The organism is Corynebacterium sp. HMSC14H10 (genome assembly GCF_001807105.1).
Lineage (GTDB): Bacteria > Actinomycetota > Actinomycetes > Mycobacteriales > Mycobacteriaceae > Corynebacterium > Corynebacterium jeikeium_D.
Window position 1 is genome coordinate 60485 of the sequence record NZ_KV787441.1, and the last position, 23140, is coordinate 83624.

At 57.7% G+C, this 23140-nt stretch carries 19 protein-coding genes and 3 pseudogenes; 11 read left to right on the top strand and 11 right to left on the bottom strand.

Annotated features, from left to right (window positions below):
• Positions 1-172: 172 nt before the first annotated feature.
• Positions 173-385, bottom strand: a pseudogene (locus tag HMPREF3135_RS11185) (transposase); the annotation flags it as partial.
• A gap of 41 nt (positions 386-426) precedes the next feature.
• Positions 427-804 (bottom strand): annotated as a pseudogene (locus HMPREF3135_RS08280) (transposase); the annotation flags it as partial.
• A gap of 55 nt (positions 805-859) precedes the next feature.
• Here HMPREF3135_RS08280 and HMPREF3135_RS08285 point away from each other — a divergent pair.
• Positions 860-2206, top strand: a pseudogene (locus tag HMPREF3135_RS08285) (IS256 family transposase).
• 576 nt (positions 2207-2782) lie between these two features.
• Here the strand turns inward: HMPREF3135_RS08285 and HMPREF3135_RS08290 are convergent.
• Positions 2783-2986, bottom strand: coding sequence for a cold-shock protein (locus HMPREF3135_RS08290; protein ID WP_005511370.1), 204 nt, complete (start codon positions 2984-2986; stop codon positions 2783-2785).
• Between the two features lie 316 nt (positions 2987-3302).
• On the opposite strand from HMPREF3135_RS08290, the gene HMPREF3135_RS08295 reads away from it, so the two are divergent.
• The 4 genes from HMPREF3135_RS08295 to HMPREF3135_RS08310 all read left to right on the top strand — a co-directional run bounded on the left by HMPREF3135_RS08295 (position 3303) and on the right by HMPREF3135_RS08310 (position 7161).
• Positions 3303-5639 carry a DEAD/DEAH box helicase gene (locus HMPREF3135_RS08295; protein WP_070439123.1) on the top strand — a complete coding sequence of 779 codons (2337 nt, stop codon included), beginning with the start codon at positions 3303-3305 and terminating at the stop codon, positions 5637-5639.
• Positions 5640-5996: 357 nt separating this feature from the next.
• Complete coding sequence (locus tag HMPREF3135_RS11465) at positions 5997-6602, top strand: type IIL restriction-modification enzyme MmeI (RefSeq protein ID WP_187402735.1); 606 nt, start codon at positions 5997-5999, stop codon at positions 6600-6602.
• A 6-nt stretch (positions 6603-6608) separates the two neighbouring features.
• Positions 6609-6965, top strand: a complete 357-nt coding sequence (locus HMPREF3135_RS11470; protein WP_187402736.1) for a type IIL restriction-modification enzyme MmeI — start codon at positions 6609-6611, stop codon at positions 6963-6965.
• Entirely contained in the window at positions 6949-7161 is a 213-nt protein-coding gene (locus HMPREF3135_RS08310; RefSeq protein ID WP_083279142.1) for a type IIL restriction-modification enzyme MmeI, read from the top strand. Before HMPREF3135_RS11470 ends, HMPREF3135_RS08310 begins: the two co-directional genes overlap by 17 nt.
• 41 nt (positions 7162-7202) lie before the next feature.
• Here the strand turns inward: HMPREF3135_RS08310 and HMPREF3135_RS08315 are convergent, their stop codons facing one another.
• Positions 7203-7763, bottom strand: a complete 561-nt coding sequence (locus HMPREF3135_RS08315; RefSeq protein ID WP_070432008.1) for a recombinase family protein — start codon at positions 7761-7763, stop codon at positions 7203-7205.
• Positions 7764-8562: 799 nt separating this feature from the next.
• Here HMPREF3135_RS08315 and HMPREF3135_RS08320 point away from each other — a divergent pair.
• Complete coding sequence (locus HMPREF3135_RS08320; RefSeq protein ID WP_070432044.1) at positions 8563-8862, top strand: type II toxin-antitoxin system RelE/ParE family toxin; 300 nt, start codon at positions 8563-8565, stop codon at positions 8860-8862.
• Between the two features lie 14 nt (positions 8863-8876).
• Complete coding sequence (locus HMPREF3135_RS08325) at positions 8877-10001, top strand: HigA family addiction module antitoxin (protein ID WP_070432009.1); 1125 nt, start codon at positions 8877-8879, stop codon at positions 9999-10001.
• A gap of 1102 nt (positions 10002-11103) precedes the next feature.
• Here HMPREF3135_RS08325 and HMPREF3135_RS08330 read toward each other — a convergent pair.
• Positions 11104-11862 (bottom strand): hypothetical protein, encoded by a 759-nt coding sequence (locus tag HMPREF3135_RS08330; protein ID WP_141737482.1) that lies wholly within the window; start codon positions 11860-11862, stop codon positions 11104-11106.
• Positions 11863-13012: 1150 nt separating this feature from the next.
• Between HMPREF3135_RS08330 and HMPREF3135_RS08335 the strand changes: the two genes are divergently transcribed.
• On the top strand, positions 13013-13888 hold the full coding sequence (locus tag HMPREF3135_RS08335; protein WP_083279144.1) for an HAD family hydrolase: 876 nt from the start codon (positions 13013-13015) through the stop codon (positions 13886-13888).
• Positions 13889-13912: 24 nt separating this feature from the next.
• Here the strand turns inward: HMPREF3135_RS08335 and HMPREF3135_RS08340 are convergent, their stop codons facing one another.
• Complete coding sequence (locus tag HMPREF3135_RS08340) at positions 13913-14908, bottom strand: Fic family protein (protein WP_083279145.1); 996 nt, start codon at positions 14906-14908, stop codon at positions 13913-13915.
• A 204-nt stretch (positions 14909-15112) separates the two neighbouring features.
• Here HMPREF3135_RS08340 and HMPREF3135_RS08345 point away from each other — a divergent pair, with 204 nt between their 5' ends.
• Both HMPREF3135_RS08345 and HMPREF3135_RS08350 read left to right on the top strand, forming a co-directional pair.
• Complete coding sequence (locus HMPREF3135_RS08345) at positions 15113-15613, top strand: phage holin family protein (protein ID WP_070432012.1); 501 nt, start codon at positions 15113-15115, stop codon at positions 15611-15613.
• A 93-nt stretch (positions 15614-15706) separates the two neighbouring features.
• The gene (locus HMPREF3135_RS08350) at positions 15707-16684 is read left to right on the top strand and encodes an alpha/beta fold hydrolase (protein WP_070432013.1); all 978 of its coding nucleotides are present in this window, start codon (positions 15707-15709) and stop codon (positions 16682-16684) included.
• Between the two features lie 84 nt (positions 16685-16768).
• Here the strand turns inward: HMPREF3135_RS08350 and HMPREF3135_RS08355 are convergent, their stop codons facing one another.
• From HMPREF3135_RS08355 to nth, 4 genes are read right to left on the bottom strand one after another with little or no spacing between them, the layout of a single operon-like run.
• Positions 16769-17965 carry a MarP family serine protease gene (locus HMPREF3135_RS08355; RefSeq protein WP_049180721.1) on the bottom strand — a complete coding sequence of 399 codons (1197 nt, stop codon included), beginning with the start codon at positions 17963-17965 and terminating at the stop codon, positions 16769-16771.
• On the bottom strand, positions 17962-18816 hold the full coding sequence (locus HMPREF3135_RS08360; RefSeq protein ID WP_049180720.1) for an NUDIX hydrolase: 855 nt from the start codon (positions 18814-18816) through the stop codon (positions 17962-17964). The genes HMPREF3135_RS08355 and HMPREF3135_RS08360 overlap by 4 nt, the downstream gene beginning before the upstream one ends.
• Positions 18813-19571 carry a TlpA family protein disulfide reductase gene (locus tag HMPREF3135_RS08365; protein ID WP_070432014.1) on the bottom strand — a complete coding sequence of 253 codons (759 nt, stop codon included), beginning with the start codon at positions 19569-19571 and terminating at the stop codon, positions 18813-18815. The genes HMPREF3135_RS08360 and HMPREF3135_RS08365 overlap by 4 nt, the downstream gene beginning before the upstream one ends.
• A gap of 16 nt (positions 19572-19587) precedes the next feature.
• Positions 19588-20370, bottom strand: coding sequence for an endonuclease III (gene nth / locus HMPREF3135_RS08370; RefSeq protein WP_070432046.1), 783 nt, complete (start codon positions 20368-20370; stop codon positions 19588-19590).
• Positions 20371-21044: 674 nt separating this feature from the next.
• Between nth and glxR the strand changes: the two genes are divergently transcribed.
• Entirely contained in the window at positions 21045-21728 is a 684-nt protein-coding gene (gene glxR, locus HMPREF3135_RS08375) for a CRP-like cAMP-activated global transcriptional regulator GlxR (RefSeq protein ID WP_005511668.1), read from the top strand.
• A gap of 570 nt (positions 21729-22298) precedes the next feature.
• On the opposite strand, the gene HMPREF3135_RS08380 is transcribed toward glxR, so the two are convergent.
• On the bottom strand, positions 22299-23114 hold the full coding sequence (locus HMPREF3135_RS08380) for an MBL fold metallo-hydrolase (RefSeq protein ID WP_070432015.1): 816 nt from the start codon (positions 23112-23114) through the stop codon (positions 22299-22301).
• Between the last annotated feature and the right edge of the window lie 26 nt (positions 23115-23140).

Here is a 23140-nt window from a genome sequence, read left to right on the forward strand (position 1 = left end):
TGACATAAACGCAGTCAGTAACTCGCATTGAGGTAAGTATCGAAGGCGCCCACCCGCTGTCGCGCCGGTCAACACGCCGGTCGACACGCTGATCGGACACACTTTTGCCTATTACCCCACGATTGTCGCGCACTCCGGGGGCGGATTCTAGGGGGCGTTGCAACGATGATGGTTAGTTTGGTTTGATGCTACCGGTTTGTGTGAGGGCGTTGGTCATGACTTCGGCTGGGGTGCACCAGTTGAGTGCTTTGCGTGGTTTGTGGTTGTGAATGTTGGCGATCATCTCTAAGTCCTCGGCGCTGTAGATGGACAGGTCGCTGTTTTTGGGAAGGTTTCTTTTAAGCCTGCCGTTGGTGTTTTCGTTGCTGCCGCGTTCCCATGGCGATCGAGAGGAGCGTGTCAAGTTGTTTGTGTGTGGGGTTAGGTTTATAGGTATTTGTCGAAGCGGTCGGGGTAGGCCACGGCCATTTGGTTGATGGCTTGTTTCCAGCCGGAAACTCGGGCTCCTTCCATGAGTCTGCCGGCTGTCGCTGAGACTCGTTTGCCCTGCTTCGCTCTCTTTGCAGCTCGTTTGTCTTCGATATTGCAGATCATCAGCCACAGCGTCTTGAGCGCTGATTCATCGTTGGTGAACTGTACCCTGTTGCGGGTAGCTTTACGCAGTTCATTGTTGAATGATTCAATCGAGTTCGTCGTATAGATTACTTTTCTGGCCGCTGGTGGGAACTGCAGAAACGGTACGAAACGCGCCCAAGCATCTCGCCAGACCTTGACTGAGCGTGGATACTTTTCTCCCAATTCAGAAGGGTGTCAGGAAGTTTGTGTGTGAGGCTCTGATCTAGAAGGAGTTTCACCGATAATGACTACGGTGTCACCGAAGAAAACCATGACCCGGCGAGGGTCAACGAGATCAGCGAGAAGCTGATGGAAAATTCTGAAATCGCCAGCTTGATTAGCGAGCTGTCGAGCTCCGCTGATGATGCAAGCGAGCTGGTCAAAGGCCTGCTGCAAGCATCAATCAACGCTGGCCTTAAGGCGGAGATGGATGCGCACTTGGGCTACGGCCATTCCGACCGCAAAGCGAAATCCCAGGTCGAAACCGCACAGGAGAATAATCACCGTAACGGGTCGTACACCAAGACCGTCAATTCTGGCTACGGCGCAGTTGAGGTGACCGTGCCCAGGGATCGTGCCGGCACGTTTACTCCCCGGATGGTGCCCAAGGGTGCACGTCGGCTCACAGAACTCGACGACATGATTATCTCGCTCTACGCCGGTGGGATGACCGTGCGCGATATCCAGCATCACCTCGCGACCACCCTTGGGGTGGATATGAGCCCGGATACGATCAGCACCATTACCGATGCGGTGTTAGACGAGGTCATGATCTGGCAAAACCGCCAGCTCGACGAGTTTTACCCGGTGATCTTCCTCGACGCGCTACGCGTGAAAATCCGTGACGGCCACCGCGTGGTCAACAAGGCTTGCTACATGGCGGTTGGTGTCGACATGGACGGCATCAAGCACCTCCTGGGACTGTGGATCGCCGACAATGAAGGAGCCGCATTCTGGGCATCGGTGTGTGCGGATCTGGCTAACCGCGGTGTCCAAGACGTGTTCATTGTGTGCTGCGACGGGCTCAAAGGCTTGCCGGAAGCCGTGGAGGCAACCTGGCCGAATTCCATGGTACAGACCTGTATTGTGCACCTGATTCGGGCTGCGAACCGGTGGGTGTCCTACCAGGACCGCAAAGCAGTCTCCCGCGCGCTGCGTGAGGTCTACACAGCCGCTAACGAGGACACCGCACGTGCCAGCCTGGATGCTTTCGAGGCCAGTGAACTTGGCCGGAAATACCCCCAGTCGGTCAAAGTCTGGCGCGACGCCTGGGAGCGGTTCGTGCCGTTTCTGCAGTTTCCGCCGGCGGCACGCCGGGTGCTCTACACCACCAATTCAATCGAGTCGCTGAATGCTGAACTGCGTAAAGCTACCCGCAACAGGGGCCAATTCCCGAACGATACCGCGGCGCAGAAAACGCTGTGGCTGATGATCTGCAACATCGAACAAGCGTGCCGCCCAGCGAGCGAAGAAAGCAAAGCGCAACATTGAGTGCAACGGCTATATTGAAGGAGCGAAAGCCACCGGGTGGAAACAAGCCATCAACCAACTAGCCGTGGCTTACCCCGACCGATTCGCGGACTACTTGTAAACCACCCCCCGCACACAAACAATCGGACACCCTCACTTAACCGGATATGGCACCCAGCTTCCGTAGCTACGGCATAAGCCGCGGTAAGATGCATCCCACATCTTTTGGCGGCTTGGTGTACTGACAGTCCGCTTCGGACTAGCTCCACAAGCTGGAAAGCCTGGCTGCCGCGGCGATCAACTCGTTTGGCTTTAAACACGACTGGCAATCCAAAGGCATGGCAAAAATTCAAAGCATGCCCGTAATGACAACCAAGCTCACCAGCCGCCGAACGGACACTACGCCCACTGCCAACCAAGGCAACTAAGCCACGACGATCCGACTCAGACAACGAATGAAACGGGCCGACAACCCCAGACACAACAACACCCTCCTAAGGGAAAGTGTTGCAACGACCCTCTGAACTCAAGGGGGCCCCAGAAACACAAAAATCCCACGCAGAAATTACTTTCCACGTGGGAGAATCAAGGCTCACCCCATAAACACAACATGAACCTTGAAAAAGCCAAAAATTCCGCGAGCCAAACTGAACAAAAGCCCAGTTCAGAACCGAACTCAGCCCCGAACTACTAAGCTTTACAGAGGCTTCACGTCCAGAGCCTGCGGGCCCTTCTGGCCTTCACCAATCTCGAACTCGACTGCCTGGTTCTCTTCCAGCGTCTTGAAACCAGTGCCCTGGATCTCGGAGTAGTGAACAAACACGTCGTTGCCACCGTCAGCTGGGGCGATAAACCCGAAGCCCTTCTCCGAGTTGAACCACTTCACAGTACCCTGTGCCATTACAAAACTTCCCAACTTCAGGATTCGATAAAACAAGTATTCGCCACACACATCCGGCCACACACAATGGGGTAAACACGGCGAGAACACCCTTTCCGCCTCGAGCGGGCTTTTGCTGGGTGCCCTTTGGCGGGCGATACACTCAAAAAGTCTGCCACGTTTGGGGCGCGAGCGCCGATTAGGAACAGCTTCTTGCCACCCCCGTAAACCCGTGTTCGGGATCCGGAGAAACTGGGTTGTCGAAAGGCGAAAATGTGGCTGGCAGGAAGCGTCGTCAAGCATATGAAGTGCGCGTTTGCTGGAAAGGTTGGTGTCTGTGGAGTCGTTTGGACGGGAGTTGCTGGAGCCAGTTATCCGTGCGCATCCGCGGGCGACGGTGACGCACATTGCGGATCTTCCTGCGCGCGCGGGCGTAACCGCGCCTTGGCCTGAGTGGGTACCGGACTGGCTGAAAGAAGTGCTGGTAGATCGCGGAATTGAGAACCTGTGGACTCATCAGGCGACAACCGCGAACCTCGCCCGCGAGGGCGTGCACTGCGTCGTCGCGACGGGCACAGCGTCGGGTAAATCGCTCGGCTACCTGCTGCCCGTGCTCACAGAACTGTCCGCCACCCCCGCGGCCACCGCGCTGTACCTCTCCCCGACCAAGGCACTGGGCGCCGATCAGCTGGACACGGCACGCGCGATGGCACCGGCGTCGCTGAGCTCGCTGATTTCGCTTTACGACGGCGACACCCCGCAAGACGCCCGGCGCGCGATTCGCGACCATGCCCGTTGGGTGTTTACCAACCCCGATATGCTGCATGTTTCGGTCCTCGGCAATCATGTTCGGTGGACGCGGATGCTGCGCAACCTGCGCTATATCGTCGTCGACGAATGCCATGCCTATCGAGGCGTATTCGGCGCCAACGTCTCCCAAATTCTGCGTCGCCTTCTGCGGCTGTCCCGGGAATATGGCGCCTCGCCGACCGTGATTTTTGCCTCTGCGACGACCAAAGACCCTGCTGACCAGGCTCGTCGCCTCATCGGCGAGCCTGTCGAGGCCGTCACCGAAGACGGCGCCCCGGTCGGTGAGCGGACTATCGCCCTGTGGGAACCCGGCCTGCTCCCCGACCTCCAAGGCGAGAACGGTGCCCCCGTGCGCCGCCCCGCCCCGACCGAGGCCGCAGATATCATGGCCGACCTGCTCGTCGAGGGCGCCCGCACCCTGACCTTCACCCGTTCGCGAAGCAGTGCCGAGAAGGTAGCGCTCGGCGTGCGCGAGCGCCTGGAGAAGCGCCGCCGCAGCGATATCGCCGAGCGCATCGAGTCTTACCGCGCCGGCTACCTGGCCGAAGAACGCCGCGACATCGAGCGCATGCTCGATGACGGCACCCTGCTTGGTGTGGCCACCACCAATGCACTGGAGCTGGGCATTGACGTCGGTGGCCTTGACGCGGTGGTGCAGGCCGGTTTCCCGGGCACGGTCGCTTCGTTCTGCCAGCAGGCCGGCCGCGCGGGCCGTCGTGGTCAGGGCGCGCTGGTGGTGTTGGTGGCTCGCGATGATCCCATGGACACTTACTTGGTCCACAACCCTTCGGCACTGTTGGGCCGGCCGGTGGAGAAGACCGTCTTCGATCCCCGTAACCCGCATGTGGTGTGGTCACACCTCTACTGCGCGGCTGTGGAGAAACCGATCACCACCAGCCAGCTTCAGGCATGGGGAACCCTGCCCGTAGCCGAAGACATGGTGGTTGCGGGCTGGTTGCGCAAACGCACCTGGGAAGGACAAGAACCCGTCTACTACCCGACCGACCGCGATGAGGGACCGCGCATTGCCACTGCTCACGATGCCGTGAACGTCCGTGGCGGCGATGGCCAGGAAGTGGCCATCGTCGACCAGACCGATGGTCGACTGCTTGGCACCATCGATCTTGGCCGTGCGATGCAGCAGGTCCACGACGGTGCCGTCTACTTGCACCGCGGTGAGTCCTATCTTGTCGACCAGCTGGACTTCGACAGCCTCGTCGCCCAGGTCCACCCCGAGCAGCCACGCTATTCCACCAGCTCGCGCATGGACACCACCATCCGCATTCTGGACGTTGACGATATGCGCCACTACCAGGGCTTACAGGTCGCTTCCTGCCAGGTCGAGGTCTTTCACCAGGTCACCTCCTATCTTCGTCGTCTGGATACCGGCGAGATTCTCGACAGTGTTGAACTTGACTACCCTCCGCAGCGTTTGGTCACGCGCGCCGTGGCCTACACAATGCCCGAGTCCAGCCTGCGCTCGTGGGATGTGGGCTCCGACATCGCACCGGGGGCTCTCCACGCAGCCGAGCACGCGGCTATCGGCATGCTGCCGCTGATTGCCACCTGCGACCGCTGGGACATCGGCGGCGTTTCCACGATCATGCACGCCGATACCCAGCAGCCCACCGTTTTTGTTTACGACGGGCACCCTGGTGGTGCAGGATTCGCCGACCGTGGCTACGAGGCCTTCGCTCAGTGGGTTCGCGCGACTCGCGATGCTGTCGCCGCCTGCGAGTGCGAATCCGGTTGCCCATCGTGCATCCAGTCGCCCAAGTGCGGCAATGGCAACGATCCGCTGGACAAGGCCGGCGCAATCAAAGTGCTCAGTGGAGTGTCGCGCGCGCTTAACGACGGCCAGTAGCAGCATCCTCCACCGCGACCGGCCCTGCTCTGGACGTGGCTTTTCTCTCCTTTCGTGTGACGCTGGTCTGCACGTCCTCTCCATCAATTTCGCAGGCCACAAGGCGTGCGTGGTTAGCTTTTGCGATTGACCCCGCAGCTTTGCAGGCATCGTCGCTCTCTTGCGCGGCTATGGAGCCAGCCGAGCGACGAATGAGAGAAGAGCAGCAGTTAGCCGCTTCGCTGGGAATCCTTTAGCGGTGTGTTGACGATTCTTTCCAATCCCCCCCCGGGATAGATTTAGTTCATGTCGATGAATAATGCCCGGCCTGATAGAGCCGCGATGAAAACCCGGCTCAACTCGTTTAAGTCTCATTGGTTGAGAGAACTTGACCAGTGGAAGGCCACGGGCGTTACCGAGGAAGAGCAAAAGAGCGCACAACGGTTCTGGATTGACCTGTTTTCGTGCTTTGGTGTCTCCGCTGCTCGTATGGACTTGTTCGAACGCTACGCCCGGCGCGCTAGCACCGGGGGCGGTGGCCGTATCGACTTGTTTTATCCGGGTGTTGTCATTAGTGAGGCTAAGAAGCCCGGTGTTGATCTGACGGTCGCCTATGAGCAGGTGTTGGATTACCTCGGTGGTCGCGATGTTTCCGAGGCGGAAATGCCCAAGTACATCTTGTGCTCGAATTTCGAACGTCTTCGTGTCGTGCGTCTGGGCGATTCAGAAGAGGCGTTTGAAACTGAGTTTGCGCTGTCGGAGATTACCGAGCATTTAGATCAACTGAAGTTCTTGGCTGGCTATACCACTGTGTCCAAGCAGGAAGAAGTCAAGGCTTCTTTGCTGGCGTCGAAGCTCATGGCAGACCTGTTTACGGCTATGGCTGGCGACGAGGTAGATGAACCTGTTGATGACGAAACGCCAACCAACTGGCATGACGAGGACTTGCGAGTCCACGAAACAAGTATGTTTCTCACTCGTTAGTTGTTCTTGCTCTTCGGTGACAACGCCGGCTTGTGGGAAGCAGATCTGTTTACCCGCTTCGTGGAAGAAGACACGACGGCAAGCAATCTTGGGGCACAGCTCAATGCGCCGTTCGAGGTGCTCAACACTCCGGAGAATCGATGCCGGAATGTCCCGGAATCTATGGAGAGCTTTCCATACGTCAACGGCGCTATCTTCTCGAGCCTAATCCGGACACAGTATTTCAACGAAGACATGCGAAACGCGCTGCTTGCAGCCTGTCGTTTCAACTGGTCTGAGATCAGCCCGGCTATCTTCGGCTCACTGTTCCAGCTGGTGAAGTCAAAAGAGGCGCGCCGGGCAGAAGGTGATTGCTGCTCGTGAATTGCACCCGGAGCGTTCGCTGGCCGAGCATTACAACCCGCTTGCCATGTCGCCAGAGCTACTGAAGGCTCACAGTGACCTTGATCGAGAGGTCGATAAGGCCTTTGGCGCCCCCAAGAAGCTCACAACTGAACAGCAGCGCTTGGCGCTCCTGTTCAAAAACTATGTTGAACTAACCAAAGACGAGGAAACCTAAAGCCCCGGAGCCTCAATAGGCCACGGGGCGGGTTGCCGAATCTACTTCGTGTAGTTGTAGACCGATTGGCGGCTAATGCCGAAGTCGTTGGCAAGCTTGGTCACCGGAACGCCTTCGGTCTTAAGCTTCTTGAGCTCTGCCACCTGCTCAGAATCGAGGGACTTCTTACGTCCCTTGTACTTGCCTTTGGCTTTGGCAATCGCAATTCCTTCTCGCTGGCGCTCAAGAATCATAGAGCGTTCAAACTCTGCCACAGCGCCAAGCATGGATAGGAGGAGGTTGTTCATTGGGGAGTCTTCTCCGGTGAAGGTTAGAGCTTCTTTGACGAACTCAACTCGAATGCCGTTGCTGGTGAGCTCTCTGACGGTGCGACGAAGATCCTCGAGATTGCGGGCTAGACGATCCATAGAGTGGACAACAAGCGTGTCCCCCCTCTCTCTGCAGAAGCTAATCGCTGCCTGCAGCTCAGGGCGGTTGGTGTCCTTACCGCTAGCCTTGTCCTCAAAAACGCGATCGAGTTCCACGCCCTCTAGTTGCCTATCGGTGTTCTGGTCTACGGCGCTAACTCGCTTGTACCCGATACGAAGCGCCTTGCTGGTCATTGTGTCTTACTCCCTTTGTCTGGCATACCGTGGTGTCAAAATAGCCTCTAAGAGATACGTAGACATATGTCAATAAATAGACAAACCCACCCTATTTTGACGGCGTTTGGGTGGGCGCATGAGCGTCCAGCTAGGGTGTACCGAACATTGACAAGTGCAGACACGCTTCTAGCGAATGGCAGAGTGTCGCGTCTCGGAGTACGTTTCTCTCGAGACGCAACACTGGTGCAGCTACTTTCCGCGACACTTCGGCGCTTAAGGCAGTGCGCTGCCGGCAGCCTTCTTCGCAGCGGCACTATAGTTCTTGCTGTGCAGTAGCTTACTGGCTGCCTTCACCGCAGGCCTGCTGGTCTGCTTGGAGTTGCGAGCCATCCCCCCCCGCTTCCTGGCAAGCGGATGATTCCTGGGGTCGGAACAGCTAGCAATCTAGCTTGCGCGGCTTGGCGCAGCGGTCTGGGACTTGACGGTAGTGGTGCTCCTGACAGCCACTGGCCCCCTTGCGGACCGTGCGCACCTGGCGTCGAGTGATTGCCATTCTCTCCCCTCGAGTCAATCAGCCCGAGGGGAGAAATGCTCCGCTACCGTCAGAAAATGTATAGGCCCTGACAGTTCTCAGAACTTGCCGGTGGGGCACCTTGTTGCAGCGAGGCACCCCTCTTTCACACCTGGTTCCATCTTGCGGAACCGGCGCATACAAGATATTATACTTCACACGAGGGGTGATGAGCCTTAGATAAATAGAAAAGGAAGGGTCACGTCATTTGGGCGCGGCACTAGTGAACTGGACGAGGTGGACTTGGTGCGCATCCTCTTCGAGGACGACGAACTTCAACGAGTGGCCGAAGATGCCTCCTACATCCCGAAACGATGGGGTTCGGACATCATCAAGGCATATCGCAAGAAAATCCAAATCCTGAAGGGCGCCGTGGATGAACGCGACCTGCGGGCCATGCGGTCGCTACATCTGGAACAACTGAAAGGCGACCGAGCCGGAACCTCTTCGATCCGCCTGAACAAGCAGTTTCGGCTCATCCTCAGATTCGCAACCAACAGCGACGGCCGCGTGGTCATCGTTATTGAAATGGTGGATTACCACTGAGGGAAGGTGAACTCATGAATTCTCCAATTGCGGCGGAGCTATTCCCGGCCGGAGAGATTCTCGCTGACGAGCTAGACACACGCGGATGGACCCAGGCCGACTTTGCCGAGATACTCGGACGTCCGGCACAGTTTGTCTCGGAGATTATTTCCGGAAAAAAGGAGATCACGCGCGAATCCGCAGCCCAGATCGGTGCCGCCCTGGGCACCTCCGCGGAATTCTGGCTTAACCTCCAGGACTCCTACCTGCTATGGAAGCAGTCCCAGGACGACCGGACGCAGAACAACCTCAACGTCGTGAAAACCCGCGCACAGTTACGAGAGTTAGCCCCCGTTTCTCTGCTCGTCAAGCGGGGATACATCACCGCCACCGACGTACAAAGTCAGGCATGCGAGGTGCTGAACTTATTTGGCAAGAAATCCTTTGAAGATCCCTTGGGAATAAGCTTCGCCGCCCGCCGTAGTAACTGCGAGGAAAATGTCACCGTTCTGCAGGAAGCGTGGGCAGCTTGCGTTAGAGCAACTGCCAGCGCTCTCGAGGCTGCCCCCTACTCCCGTAAGGCACTAGAAGACCTCGCCCGGACACTGTCGAGTAGAGCGTGTGACCCGCAGGTTTTTGCTGAGTTCCAGGCTCTGTTCGCCGAGGTAGGGGTGAAACTTGTTTATGTGGAGGCTTTTCCGGGAGGAAAACTCGACGGCTGCGCCATGATGGTTGACGGGCACCCCGTAATTGGCATATCGGGACGAGGGAAACGGCTCGATAAGGTACTATTTACTATCCTGCATGAGACAGCCCATATATTATTGGGGCACCTTGTCGACAATGGCGAGGTCATCCTCGATGACCTATCAGATAACAGTGCCAATAATGAAGCCCAGGCAGACCAGCTGGCCAGCGAACTCGTGATCTCTAGCCCTTTACCGGCGGTTCCTGATCGTGTGCACTCATCCTGGATCAACGAACAAGCCGACCACCTAGGGGTTCATCCCATCACCCTGATTGGAAGGCTTCAAAAAGAGGGTAACCTGTCGTGGAAAACCACTCTCGTGCGCAAAGCTCCGACCGTCATCGCTCAGCTTGAAAGGTGGAAATCACCCCGCCCATTGAAAGGTGGAAATCACCCCTCCCAGCCTGACTGAGATTGGTAGCTTCGTTCACCATCAGCAAGACGTTTGCCTATCAGGCACTGAAAGTAACGGAAGCGATGCACTCATTACGGAAAGGACACGCCTTGCTGCCGGCTCCGACGTCCAAGAATTTCTTCGCTACGTTTTGAAAAAGCCACACACGAGCCTGCAGGCCCCTCACACTCACTGGGCGGACACACTCAGAGTCAATGCAACGGATTGCTGAAAGGATTAGCCCAAACTGTTCAGCGAGTTCTCGCTTAATCTCGGGGGGGGAGGGGTTAGCATCGATGACTTCCTGTAGGTAGGTGGTTTCCCTAAAAGCTAACTGCCCTAAAGGGCAGAGGAACCGTGTATTGCTTACGGCATTCCCACCTAGAGATTGAGCATGCCAGCTTCCTTCAGTTCTTTGAGGTGTGCCCTACTTGAACACCGGACAAGATGCCCCTGGGGTCGCCTAGTGCGAGACTTCCGGACAGAATGAGGTCCACCGGGACACCTCCGAGCAGGAGTACGAGGGAGTGCATCCCGGACAATGCGGAGATTGGGCAGGTAGGTCCGGCGCGCCGGACAAGTCTAGAGGCTAAGGCACAAGCGGGGCTACACACGGGAGCGTGGCGCCCTCTAGAGACTGCCTAGAACGAGGGTGCATGTAGTTGTGTGAACTGTCCGGCGGTATTGGATAGCCGTCCAGAATAGGAGTAGATGGGCACTGTATGCACTGCAGGGGCCAGCGCCCTATGTATGGACTACAGCACATGATAGCGGGCGCGCTATCCTATAAGGACTACAGAATCCGTTTGAGTGTAACGCAAGATAAGGAAACGGCAGCACGGAGCAATAAGGAGGGGGCTCAACACACCGCCTAACCGGAAGTTTCTGGAGGGGGGGGGGACATAACCGGATACAAAAATTCTCACACGCGCAAACCCAACGCGCATGTTGAGATGCAAAACACCTCGGGTGTAACTAACTATCAACCACATACCCAAATACGCGAACGTCACACCCATATATGCCCCCCCCCACAGGGCATCACTCCACCAGGAACCAATCGCGCGATTTCGATTCTACCCAAAATGGAACCGTACCCGAGAGCAACTCAGTGCAAGCTCTAACGAGATGACTTTTTGCGGAGCCGCTTCAAATCGACTCTGAGTTTCTTAACGTCTTGCGGTTCGAGATCCTCCATCGACGCAATAATCTTTAAAAAAACCATATCGGCCTCGACCGCTGCAGGCGAATGTGAACTCCTTTTTTCCTCACTTAAAAAGGATGCAAACTTATCTTCGAATTCATCTTGAACGATTTCCTGAGCATCGGCAGTCAAAGTAGAATACCGCTGCCTGATTTCACGTCTTGCCCTAGCGCTCAACCTAGCTTTCTGTACCCGAAGCACTGGAGCAAAGAAACGTTGCACTATTTCAGTTGACTCAGACGGCATTTCAACGGGTAAGTCGGAAAGATAATGATTAGCATCTAAACCGAGATTAACAATCGCTCCTAACTTCCACTGAATTAACACAGTTTCGATTTCAGACAGGCTTTTATCAATAGTCCTCATCGCCATGAAAGAATCAGCAAATTCCTTAGGCTCGAAACCAGGAACTGGAAGTGCCACAAACTCACGAATCAGACTATTCAAATCATCTATAACTTCCTTATTATGTAGACCAACAATCGCCCCCGAATACGCATCCAAAATATCTTGATGCAATTCTTTACCAAAGATTCTATATTGAAATAACACAAATGCTACTGAATCAAAGGCTGCCCCATCAAAAATATAAGTTAGAGGAATATTCTTTAATTTCTGGTATAGAAAGTAGAATTTGACGTCCCCCACTGGCGCTTTATTGCCATCTGCCGACATTATTGAAACATTGTGCAACCTCGAGTGAAACTTCGAATAGGCTGTGTTTAATTCATTTATGAAACGTGAAATAACTTCCCTTTGAAATCGCCGTGACTCCCTCTCCCGATCATATTGCAACTGCCTTCGGTTAACACTTATCGAATGCCGAATCCCCCACAAGGTAATACCCGCCGTGATGACTGCAACAATCACACTTGGCTCTAGCCAATTTATCCAGCTCATACGCATACTCTAGTTTGCCGAAGGGGACTCATGGTCCGAAGCCGATAGGCTAGAGTTGCCCCCCCCCACACACAAACGGGCCCTCTCCAAAACTTCTGAATCGCGAGGCAGTGATTGCACCCAGCTCTACCCCACCATCCACTTCCCTCATGACTTTGTTAGCCGTTATTTGCTCGAGTTTTCCCAAAATACTGCGGGTCATGTTAGCTTTTGCCCCCCCCATACAGGAAACAGGTCGCTAGCTTCGGCATGCTCGATTATCTTTCCTGTCCACATTGATTCAGGGGTGGTGCACTCGAAAGCAGTGGCTATTCCAGCCGACAAATAGAAAACTAGCTCAGAATGATGTCTCACCGTAGTGTGAATGCTAGGTTGAAGTATTCCCCGACCATCGGTGACAAACCCGCAACAACATCTTCATCGTTAGCGAAGCTCCGCCACGGCCGCTGACTTTTGTTATCGGCATTGACGTGTGAAGATGTTTGCACCACTACTTTGCTTTTGATGACACCACCAAGAAGTCCTGGCACAACGCATTAGGCAAGATGAAACAGAACTTCGGTAGATGCCCCCGACTGAAACATCCTGACCGTCATCCACTATCCCACCAACATCGATTGGCTTACCCTGCCGCTGCCACATAGTCACCGGGCGAACAAGTGATAATACCGCCAGGTACCGTTCCAAGAAAGGGACGACGCCCCGCGCCGGGGGGGGATTGGCGCGAGGCGTCTTTAACCGGCTCGGGGGGGGATTGAGCCGGGGCGGCCTCACAGTCTGTTTCTAAAAAGAACTAGAAGGGGCCAGCCACGTCCAAGTATTACATATCCCGAGGAATCTGCAAATACCTTTAAAGGATTTCATGCCCAATATGTTCGATGTCACGTCTCCCCGAGCCTGACATCCGTGGGTAAGCTCAGAGTCTATGGACACCGGCGAGAACAAGGCGTCAACAACGCCACAGCCTCACGTTTCTACGGACACACGCATCGTGGAAGATGCCTCCGCTAACTCTCGCGTCGCTGCGTTCTTTGACCTGGATAAAACCATTATTGCCAAGAGCTCGGCATATGCGTTCAACAAGCAATTCCTCGAGCGCGGCATCATTTCGCCGACGGACATGCTGCAAATGGCACTCAGTCACGCCCTTTACATGTCACAGGGACACGATGAGGCACAAATGGAGGCCACACGCGAGCAGTTTTCCGCCCTTATCGCTGGTCACAGCGCCAGAGAACTGCGCCAGGTCGCGATCGAAACCCTAGAGCAGAACATCACGCCGTACATCTACGCCGAGGCCTTGGAGCTCATTCGTGAACACCGCGCACGGGGGCATCAGGTGTTCATTATCTCGGCATCGGCTCGGCAGATTGTTGAGCCCATTGCGCAGGCACTCGGTGTCTACAACGTGGTGGCCACCGAGCTGGAGGTCCGCGATGGGCTCTTCACGGGTGAAACGGAGTTCTTCTGCCGAGGCGAAAACAAGGCTGTGCAGATGCGTCGGATAGCGGAAAAGCGCCAGTTCAACCTGGCCGAATGCTTCGCATACTCGGATTCCATCACTGATGAGCCCATGCTGGCTGCAGTCGGCCATCCCGTTGTGGTCAATCCCGATCGCGCTCTGCGCAAGATTGCGGTGGAGCGTGAGTGGCCTGTGCGCCAATTCCGGAATCCCGTCCCGCTGTTTCGCGCGCCGTCGAAACGCAATGCTGCAATTCTTGCCGGCGTCACACTGGCGCTTGGCGCGGGTGCGACGCTGTTGGCACTGCGCAAAAATGATGACGCCCCAACGGCCGACTAACCCACCATCCAGCAGCCGGCCCGCCTACACCGCTTCGGCGATACCGCGCGCTTCCACGGCACCGGCCTTCAGTCCCTCCAGATGCAGGAGAATCCACGCACGCAGGCCATCGGCGCTTCCCGACGCGAATCCCTCTGCGGCCTCGAAATACTCCTGGCGGTGGCGGGTCCAGTAGACCTCGGGCACGGCCAAGCCACGCGGATCCAGGCCGGTTGCGACAGTCGTCAGCCGCGAGGCGGCGCGGGCGATGATGCCGTTGTGGTACTCAAAGGGGCGCAGAGTCAGCAGTTCACCGTGCACAATCGCCGAGAGCACACCAGCATGGATCTGGCTGCGGCCAGTGATGAAGTCACCGAGCACGTGCAGACGCTGCTCCTTCATCGCAGACGAGAGCTTGTCGTCACCGACTGGACGCCCGGCTTTCATCCGTGCCTCGGAACCGTCTTCAGTCTCACCTGCGGGCGATGCGTTCAACGCAAACTTGGCCAGCACCTGCTGCGGAGCGCGCTGCCACACGCGGGTGGTCTCACCAATTGACTCCGGGGAAATGGTGTCGGCAACCCGAAGGGCTGCTGCGAGTACGGGATCGGTGATGTTGCCGTCGTCGGGAAGCGATGGCTCGCCGCCTTCTAGCCACGCCGATGCCCGAGCGCCACGAAGGACCGACTCGGAGCCGGTGACGTTGTGCTTGCGCAGGTTGGCCTTGTGCCGGTGGACGGCCTGGATGGCCTTGGCCGAGACATCAGCGGCATGTGCAACGCCGTCGAGCTGCCACAGGGGCGCAAGGGGGTCCTTGGGGTCAAGCTGCGGGATAGCAGCGCCGGAAGCACCGTCAGCGCCATCGGCACCCGATTCAGATACCTTCGCCTGCGCTGCCTCACGCTCTGCACGCTTCTTCGCCGACACGGAGGACACACCCAGGCTCATCCCAGCTAGGCCACCTTTTCCGACGCCCACACCATTGCCAGCACCGGCACCAATTCCATCGGCTCCACGCACGTTCTCAGGCTGATTGTTCATATCCCACACCCTAATTCTTCACCGCTAAGTAAGTGACAAACTTATATAGAAATGGTCAAAGATGAGAAAAACTTCAACGAGTTCTTGGCTTTTTCGCCCTTGTGGCGCGCTCTCCCCACAATGAGAGGTAGTATGGCAGTTTGTAACTGCAGTTTTAAAGTTTCAAACCATCTTTTCCAACCATCTGCGTAGGAGGAAGTACACGTGAGCAACGACGATACGAAGGGTCTCTTTACCGACGGCACCGAACCGCGTGTTACCGCTATCCCGCTGAGTGATGTGGATAGCAACGCTTCGGGCGATGCCAGCATCGGCCAGCTCGTGTCTAATGCTTCTACGCAGATTTCCGCTCTGGTTCGCTCTGAGATTGAGCTGACCAAGGCTGAAATTGCTGGCGAGGCTAAGAAGGGTGCAGTTGGCGGTGGCTTCTTCGCGGTTGCCGGCGTCGTCGCGCTGTACTCCTCGTTCTTCTTTTTCTTCTTCCTCGGCTGGCTGCTGGACCTTTGGCTGCCGACCTGGGCTGCATTCCTCATCGTTTTCGTTCTGATGCTGGTCATCGCCGGTGTCGCGGCGCTGCTGGGTCTGAAGAAAGTCAAGTCGATCCGCAAGCCGGAGAAGACCATCGAGTCGATGCAGGAACTGAAGGGGGTCGTGCCGTCGGGGTCGGCGAAGAAGTCTTCGCAGTCGAACGGTATGTACACCTAAAGGCTTAAAAAGAAATTGGGCGGGACTTGTTGGTCTCGCCCTTTTGTCTTATTCAGTCCCGGTTTAAGCCCTTCGGATAAGGTATTTCCTCTCATGACCTCCCTTAGCGATTCTCTCACTGGCCCCTGGCGTCATCGTCTCATTCACGTCCGCGGCCAGCGCCTACACATCGCCGAGTGCGGCCGCCCCTCCGATCCGCTCGTGTTGTTTATTCACGGCTCGACTGGCGGTTGGTTTGAATGGCGCGAGGTTTTGCCACTGCTTAACGACGACTCGGGAGCTCCCCTCCCCGTTCACGCGGTGGCTATCTCTATGCGTGGCTACGATCAGTCCGATCGCACCCCGAATGGCTACGACCCGTTTGAGGCGGCCCAGGACATTGCCTCGTCGATTCGCTCATTGGGGCACTCGACCGCGCTGCTGGTCTGTCAGGGGTTTGGTACGTGGGTGGCGTGGACGTTGGCTTCGCGGCAGCCGAACCTTGTCGCTGGAATCATTGGTTGTGGTGCTGCGCATCCGAAGGTGTGGCTCAACCAGTTGAAGAGCCCGTGGTCGGAGGACTTCCGCAATAGCCTTGCCCCACTGTTGCGCCGTTCGTGGTGGGACTCACGGCCACGGGTACCGCGGTTGCGCCGCAATAAGTTCAGCACACAGGCAGCTGAGGCTCGCCAGCAGCGGCTCATTGACCGCATCGTGCGCGAGTCCATGTCCACCGCCGGGGAGGGGTTCGCCGAGACCCCTGAAGGGAAACAGACCGCGGAACTCATGGCTGACAGTCTGGCCAGTGGCACACTCCGCCCTGCACTGGCTCACATGAATTGGTGGACGCGACCGGCTCCGGTCGCTTTCCGCAAGTGGTTGAGTGCGATGGAGGGCTCGTCGAAAAGCGATGAGCACACGGTGCTGCTCGTCGGCGAGCAGGACACTCGTACCCCACCTGCGCTCGTGGAGCTCAGCTCCACCCACGTGCGCGTCATCCCGGGCTGTGGGCACTTCCTGCCGGTAGAAAAACCGCAGGCGGTGGTGCAGGCAATCAGAGATCACCTGCACTGGTTGCCGGAGGGATCTTAGGCTCCGGCACGGCTGAAGCTAGCCAGAACTCTCCTGCGGCTGGGGATGGGGGCTACCCTGCCCCACAGACACACAACTTGCCGCTTACCCCGCCACGCACTCTTGCGTGCTGATGGCCCCGTAGTGATCCATCGCCTCATCAATGTGTGGCTGGACCTCGGCGTGCGTCAGCGCGTAACCAGTCTGGTCATTGTTCACACCGGCACCGAAGACCAAGCCCAGGATCTGGCCCTGCGGCGTAATCAGTGGGCCGCCCGAGTTGCCGTGGCGCACATCTGCCTTCAGAACATAGGACTGACGCTCGTGTCGAGTCGACGAATAAATATCCGGGCCTCGAATAATAATGTTCTCCGTCACGCGCGCAGGCGTGGCTTTAAAGGGGCCGGACTCGGGAAAGCCCAGCACTACCGCGTCATCGCCCGGACGAGCTTCCTGGTCCGCCCACTGCATGGGCTCCAGGGGTAGGTCGGTGGTCCGGAGCAAGGCGACGTCGTCAAGCGGATCGTAGTGCACGACGTTTGCGTCGGCCATGCCGACCACAGTTTCCAGCCGAACAGTGGTGGCGCCGGCGACCACGTGCGCGTTGGTGAGAATCAGATCCGGTGCGATGACAAAGCCCGTGCCCTGCAGCAAGCGTTCGCACTGCGGGGCCTCGCCCAAGACGCGGACGATGGACGGTCGAATACTGTCGACGACCCCTTGTGAAATCACATTGGGGTCGGCGGGTTCATCGGGGACGTTCTGCTTGTAGCCGAATGGCGGAGCGATGGCGGGCATTCCATCATCGCGGAGCTGGCGGAGGATGCCACTGAAGCCGTCACTCCATTCGTCGGGCGCGACCTGGTCAATGAGATTCATGCCCTTGGACTCACGCACCCAGTCGGCGAATTGTCCGGGCACGGCGGTGGCCAGGGGTACGGCGATCATCCATGTCACTACCAGCGCAGTCACCGACTGCACGATGGCGCCGAGACTCGAATCCAGGCCGACTGCCAACGGCGAGCGAATGGTATTCCGCAGCGACTGCCCCGCCACTGTTCCCACCGCGTGACCAATCAGGGCGAACAGGATCACCGTGCCGAGGCCCAGAAGAACCTTTCCCGACTGGTTCTCGACTTGTGCCATAGCTAGCGGCGCCAAGGGCACACCAATAACCAAGCCCAGGACAACGCCCAAAATGGCCATAATCGACGAGACGGCGCCCTGCTGCCAGCCGACGACAAGCGTGAAAATAAAAATCGCCAGCAGCGCAACGTCAAACACAGCGATTGCAGGCATCATCGTCGGCCTCCCTTCAGTACGGACAGTTTTTCACCATTAGCGGAACGCGCGAGCACCGGCAAAAGTTTCTGTACGTTGGTCTCGTCCCACGGTTCCGACCAGCCGGCCACATCCAGCAAGTAGGACAGCACGCCGCCGGTAAAGCCCCAAACGACGAAGTCACCAACCTTAAATGCCGGCCCTGTCCAGCCGTGATAGCCCAGCATCATGCGGTTGTCCGGATTCGTCAGGTGGCTGATTGGCACATTGAGCACCGATTCCGTCTCTGCAGGGTCGACTACACGCAGCGGATGCGGTGCATGCCAATACGCCAACACCGGATTGACCGCGAAGCCAGTCCGCGAAATGTCAATCGAGTCCAGCACCCGCACCGGCGTCACCGTCTCTCGGTTCAGGCCGGTTTCTTCCTCGGCTTCACGCAGCGCGGTATCGATTTCATCCACATCCTCGGGATCGACACGACCGCCCGGAAAAGCCATCTGGCCTGCATGTTTACGCAGGGTTGTCGCCCTGTGCGTAAGTACCACGCTGGCATCCTCCGGCCGTTGGTGCGCCTCCGCATCACCGCTGATCAGCACCAACACCGCCGACCGCGCAGGGTTCCGCAATGGTTTCTCCTGCGTCGAGGAGTCTCGCCGCAACTTCGCAAACGCGCGCTTCACGCTTGACGACGAAGCGGAGCGACCGGCCACCTGTTGCTCCGAGTGACCTGCCGCGTCTTGGCTGGTGCTGGTGTGGCCCGCCGCGTCATGATCAGCGCTGACTAGATGCGGCGGCAAACTATTGGTCAACCACTTCGGCAGATACAGCCCCGAGCTTGCGTCGCGATTCCACGACTGTCCCTTAGTCACTTCAACGCACCTCGCACGAGATCAGTAATCTGCTGCGCATCGATGAATTCACCGGGATGAATGGTCGCCACCGTGCCATCGGCCTTAAACACCACGGTAATGGGCACAACTCGCGGTAGATTCAACGCTGGTCCGACCACATCGACCGTGTCCGAGTAGGTCGGTAGATTCACTCCGATTTCCTGCAGGAGGGCCTGGCCACGCCCCGCCTCGCGAGCCGCATGCACCGTCACCACCTGCACATCTGGGTTGTCCTTGCCCCATTGCTCGATAAGCGGCAGCTCTTGGCGACACGGCGCACAGTTCCATGCCCAGACATTAAGCACGGTTGGCTTGCCCTCGACGACCTGGCCCATGTCTACCAGTTCCGTTCGGCCAGCCTCGTTGCTCTGATCCGCTGAGTCTCCCGACTCTGCCAACAGCGGCAAGCGCACACCGGCCAGCGAGCCACTACCCGCTACCGCCGCGATCTCGTCCTTCGACATCGCTGGCGCCGCCGATGCGCTATCCACCTCATCATCACTGCCGGTGCCACCATTATCAGCACCATTCGCACCGGCACTCACACCAGCTCCAGTCCCACCACCGTCGGCCTCGTCATTGCCACCAGTGGTATTCACAATCGCGAAAACCACCAGCCCCACAATGCTAATCCCCGCGATGAGCAGCGTAATCAGCGATGCCGAACGGTTAACGTCCGCCTGCCGATCCCCAATGTGGCCACCATTGTGACTACGACCGCCCTGCTCATTCACGAAAAGTGCTCCTCGACTAGTCCTGTGTCGCTGTGGTGTTGCGCGCGCTATCCCCGTCGTCAAGCGCGGAAAGTTCCTCCCCACTGTAGCCGTCATTAAGACCGGCCAGGTAGAGAAGCCATTCCCTGTCGTCTGACTTAATCAACTTCTCCGCCGTCTCCGGCTCCGCCGGACCCGCGACGCCATACGACGGGCAATCCGCCGCCAAGAAGCACGCCCCGCACGCCGCCCGGCGCGAATGGCACACCCTCCGACCGTGGAAAATCAGTCGGTGCGAAAACCACGTCCACTCCGCGCGCGGCAGCACCTCCATCATCTCGTGCTCCACGCGCACCGGATCTTCCTGCTCCGTGAGGCCCATGCGCCGCACCAGACGTCCAAAATGCGTATCGACGGTCAACCCCGGCACCCCAAAAGCATTCCCCAGCACCACATTTGCTGTCTTTCGCCCTACGCCCGGCAGCTTCACCAGCTCCTCCAACGTGCCCGGGACCTCGCCGCCGTGCTGCTCCATCACGCCCTGCGCAAAACCGATGATGTTCGCGGCCTTATTCCTATAAAAACCCGTCGGCCGAACGAGCTCCTCGACCTCCTCCTGATTCGCAACCGCCAAATCGGCCGGGCTGGGGAACTTAGCGAACAGCGCCGGCGTGGTCATATTCACCCGCGCGTCCGTGCACTGCGCCGACAGAATCGTCGCCACCGCGAGCTCATACGGATTACGAAAATCCAGCTCACAGTGCGCATTCGGGTACGCCACCGCCAGCGTGCGGTTAATCCGCCGCGCACGCCGCACCATACCCAGACGCGTCTCTTTCCCCCGCGCCGCCGGATGCGCCCCCACCGCCCGACGCTTCTTCGACGTCAGGGATCCCTGCGGGTGCGTGGGTTGGGGTTTGCTCGTCGCCTGGTGCTTGCTTATCTGGTGCTTGCTTATCGACGATGCCTTGCCGGTCGTATCCATGGTCGTAGTGTATCGGCTACCCCGGATTGCAATTCGCGTGCGCACCTTTTCGTCATACCTTTCGCGGACGGGATCCTTAGATTCACCAGAGATGCGGATGCAATCAGTTGAAGCTCGGGCGCAATCGGTCAGAAAAGTCGAAAAAGGTCACGTCCAACCACAACTTAGAACACCGTTAGCTCATTGCTATTTAGAAATACACAGTTCAGCGGCTTTTCACCAGAATTCCCCACAGACGCAGTGGCTCTTTTGCTACAGTGGTGTTTATCACATCTTGGTGACGGCGTAGTTTTTGGGATGCATCTATAGAGGCGATTTTGTCGTGAAATTCGTCCAGGGATGAACCTGCCTTGAAAGCTGGCAGCGGCGTTACCGGGAAAGACCGAAAGTAGTGGGACGGGGCAGCTTCTCTTCCCGTTTGACCACTGCAATCTGTAGTCGAGTGTTAATTTGGTGGCCGCTGGCCTGTATTTACGGTGGTTAGTGGCCCAAGACAGGAGAATTTTACCGTGGATGACGTCAAGGAGATTCTCTCCCGGGCCGGTGTATTTCAGGGAGTCGACCAGGAGGCTGTGCAGGCCTTGCTCGGTGAGCTCGAGACGGTTCGCTTCCCGCGTGGAACCACCATCTTCAATGAGGGTGAGCCGGGCGATCGGCTCTACATCATTATTGATGGCAAGGTGAAGCTGGCTCGTCGCTCAGCTGACGGTCGCGAAAACCTGTTGACCATCATGGGCCCGTCCGACATGTTCGGTGAGCTCTCCATCTTCGACCCGGGCCCGCGCACCTCTTCGGCGGTCTGTGTCACCGAGGTTTCCGCCGCATCCATGAGCGCTGATCAGCTGCAGGAATGGGTCGGGTCACACCCGGATGTTCCGGCACAGCTGCTGCGCATGCTGGCCCGCCGTCTGCGTCGCACCAACAATTCGCTGGCTGATCTCATCTTCACCGACGTCCCAGGTCGCGTGGCTAAGTCCCTGCTTCAGCTGGCTAATCGCTTCGGTGTTCAGGAGGGTTCTGCTCTCCGTGTGAACCATGACCTGACCCAGGAGGAAATTGCACAGCTCGTCGGCGCCTCCCGAGAGACCGTTAACAAGGCTCTAGCAGAGTTCGCCCACCGCGGCTGGATTCGCCTTGAGGGCAAGTCCGTGCTCATCTCCGATACAGAGCGTTTGGCTCGACGCGCACGCTAGCTAGTTGCGCTTGTGGCGTTTGCGGAGCTGCCCAAACGATTCACATCCCGCAGCCTCTGCTTTTGGTTCCTCGGTTCCCGTAGGAGCACATAAAACGCATGAGGCTCGCGGGATTTTTGTTGTCTTCCCCGCTTGGCCTGGCATGCTGGCCTGGCATGCCAGCCCCACCCCACCGGCCGAATTATGGCCAATTTTGGCGCACTTATCGATGCTTCCCGTCGATGCTTCCCGCTTTTCTGCCACTCATCGACGCATTCCCGGCACCTATCGATGCACCATTCACCGATTTCTCCCCGCATCAATCACTTGTCGATGCGCTGTTCACTTATGCGTGCGCTATAGCTCATCGACAAGTGGATACCTCATCGATAAGTGATTGAGCTGACCCCCGACGAGGACAACCCACCCCAAAACCGCCCCCGCCCAAACAAAAAGCGCGCAACCTGCACAACTGCAGGTCACACGCCCTTTTTCAAGCGACAACCCAAGCCCAAGCTCTACCTAGGACCAACCCAAGCTCAACCTGAGACCACCCCAGCCCAGCAACCGGCCGAAGCCAAAGCCCAGCAACTACTCCCCGTGATCGCGCAGGTAGCGCAGGGTCACACGAGTCGACTGCTCAGCAGCATGACGCAGCACCGGATCGACATCGGTGTAAATCTCATCCACAATCTGGTCCACCGTAGCTTCGTCACCCAGCTTGGCAACGGCATCCTTCACCTGCTGCAGGCGCAGCTTACGACGCTCAATGTACTTCTGCGTCATTACAGTGATGTCCGGCAGGTCAGCGCCATGACCAGGCAGCAGACGAACACCCTTGCCGCGCGAATCCAGCATTTTCAGGGTTTCCATGTACTTACCCAGGTCGCCGTCGGTCTCCGAAATCATAGTGGTGTGGCGGCCAGCGATTGTGTCACCGGTAACGATACCTTCAACATCATCCTCGCCATCACCAGTATGGATGAAGTAGCAGACAGAATCAGCGGTGTGACCAGGGGTTGCCACGACCTCAATCTGCGGAGTCACTCCGTCGAGGACGATACGTTCGCCGTCGACAAGCGGATCCTGACCTCCCGCACAGTACTGAGACTCCAGCTCTCGAATCGGCGCGCCGGTGAGCTGGCGGAAACGCGCGGCGCCATCAGCATGGTCGCCATGACGGTGCGTCAGCAGAATCAACGCGACGTCACCGGCATAACGCTGGAGGACGTTCAGGTGTCCCTCGTCCTCCGGACCCGGATCGATGACAATGCTGCGGCTATCCCCCTCAGCCTTAATAACGTAGGAGTTCGTACCCTCCAGCGAAGAGTAGCTGGGGTTCGGGCACAGAACGACGCCCACAGACTGAGAAATCTGACGCAGTTGGCTATACGCAGGATGCTCCATGTCCTCTATCCTACGTGGTTGCGCAA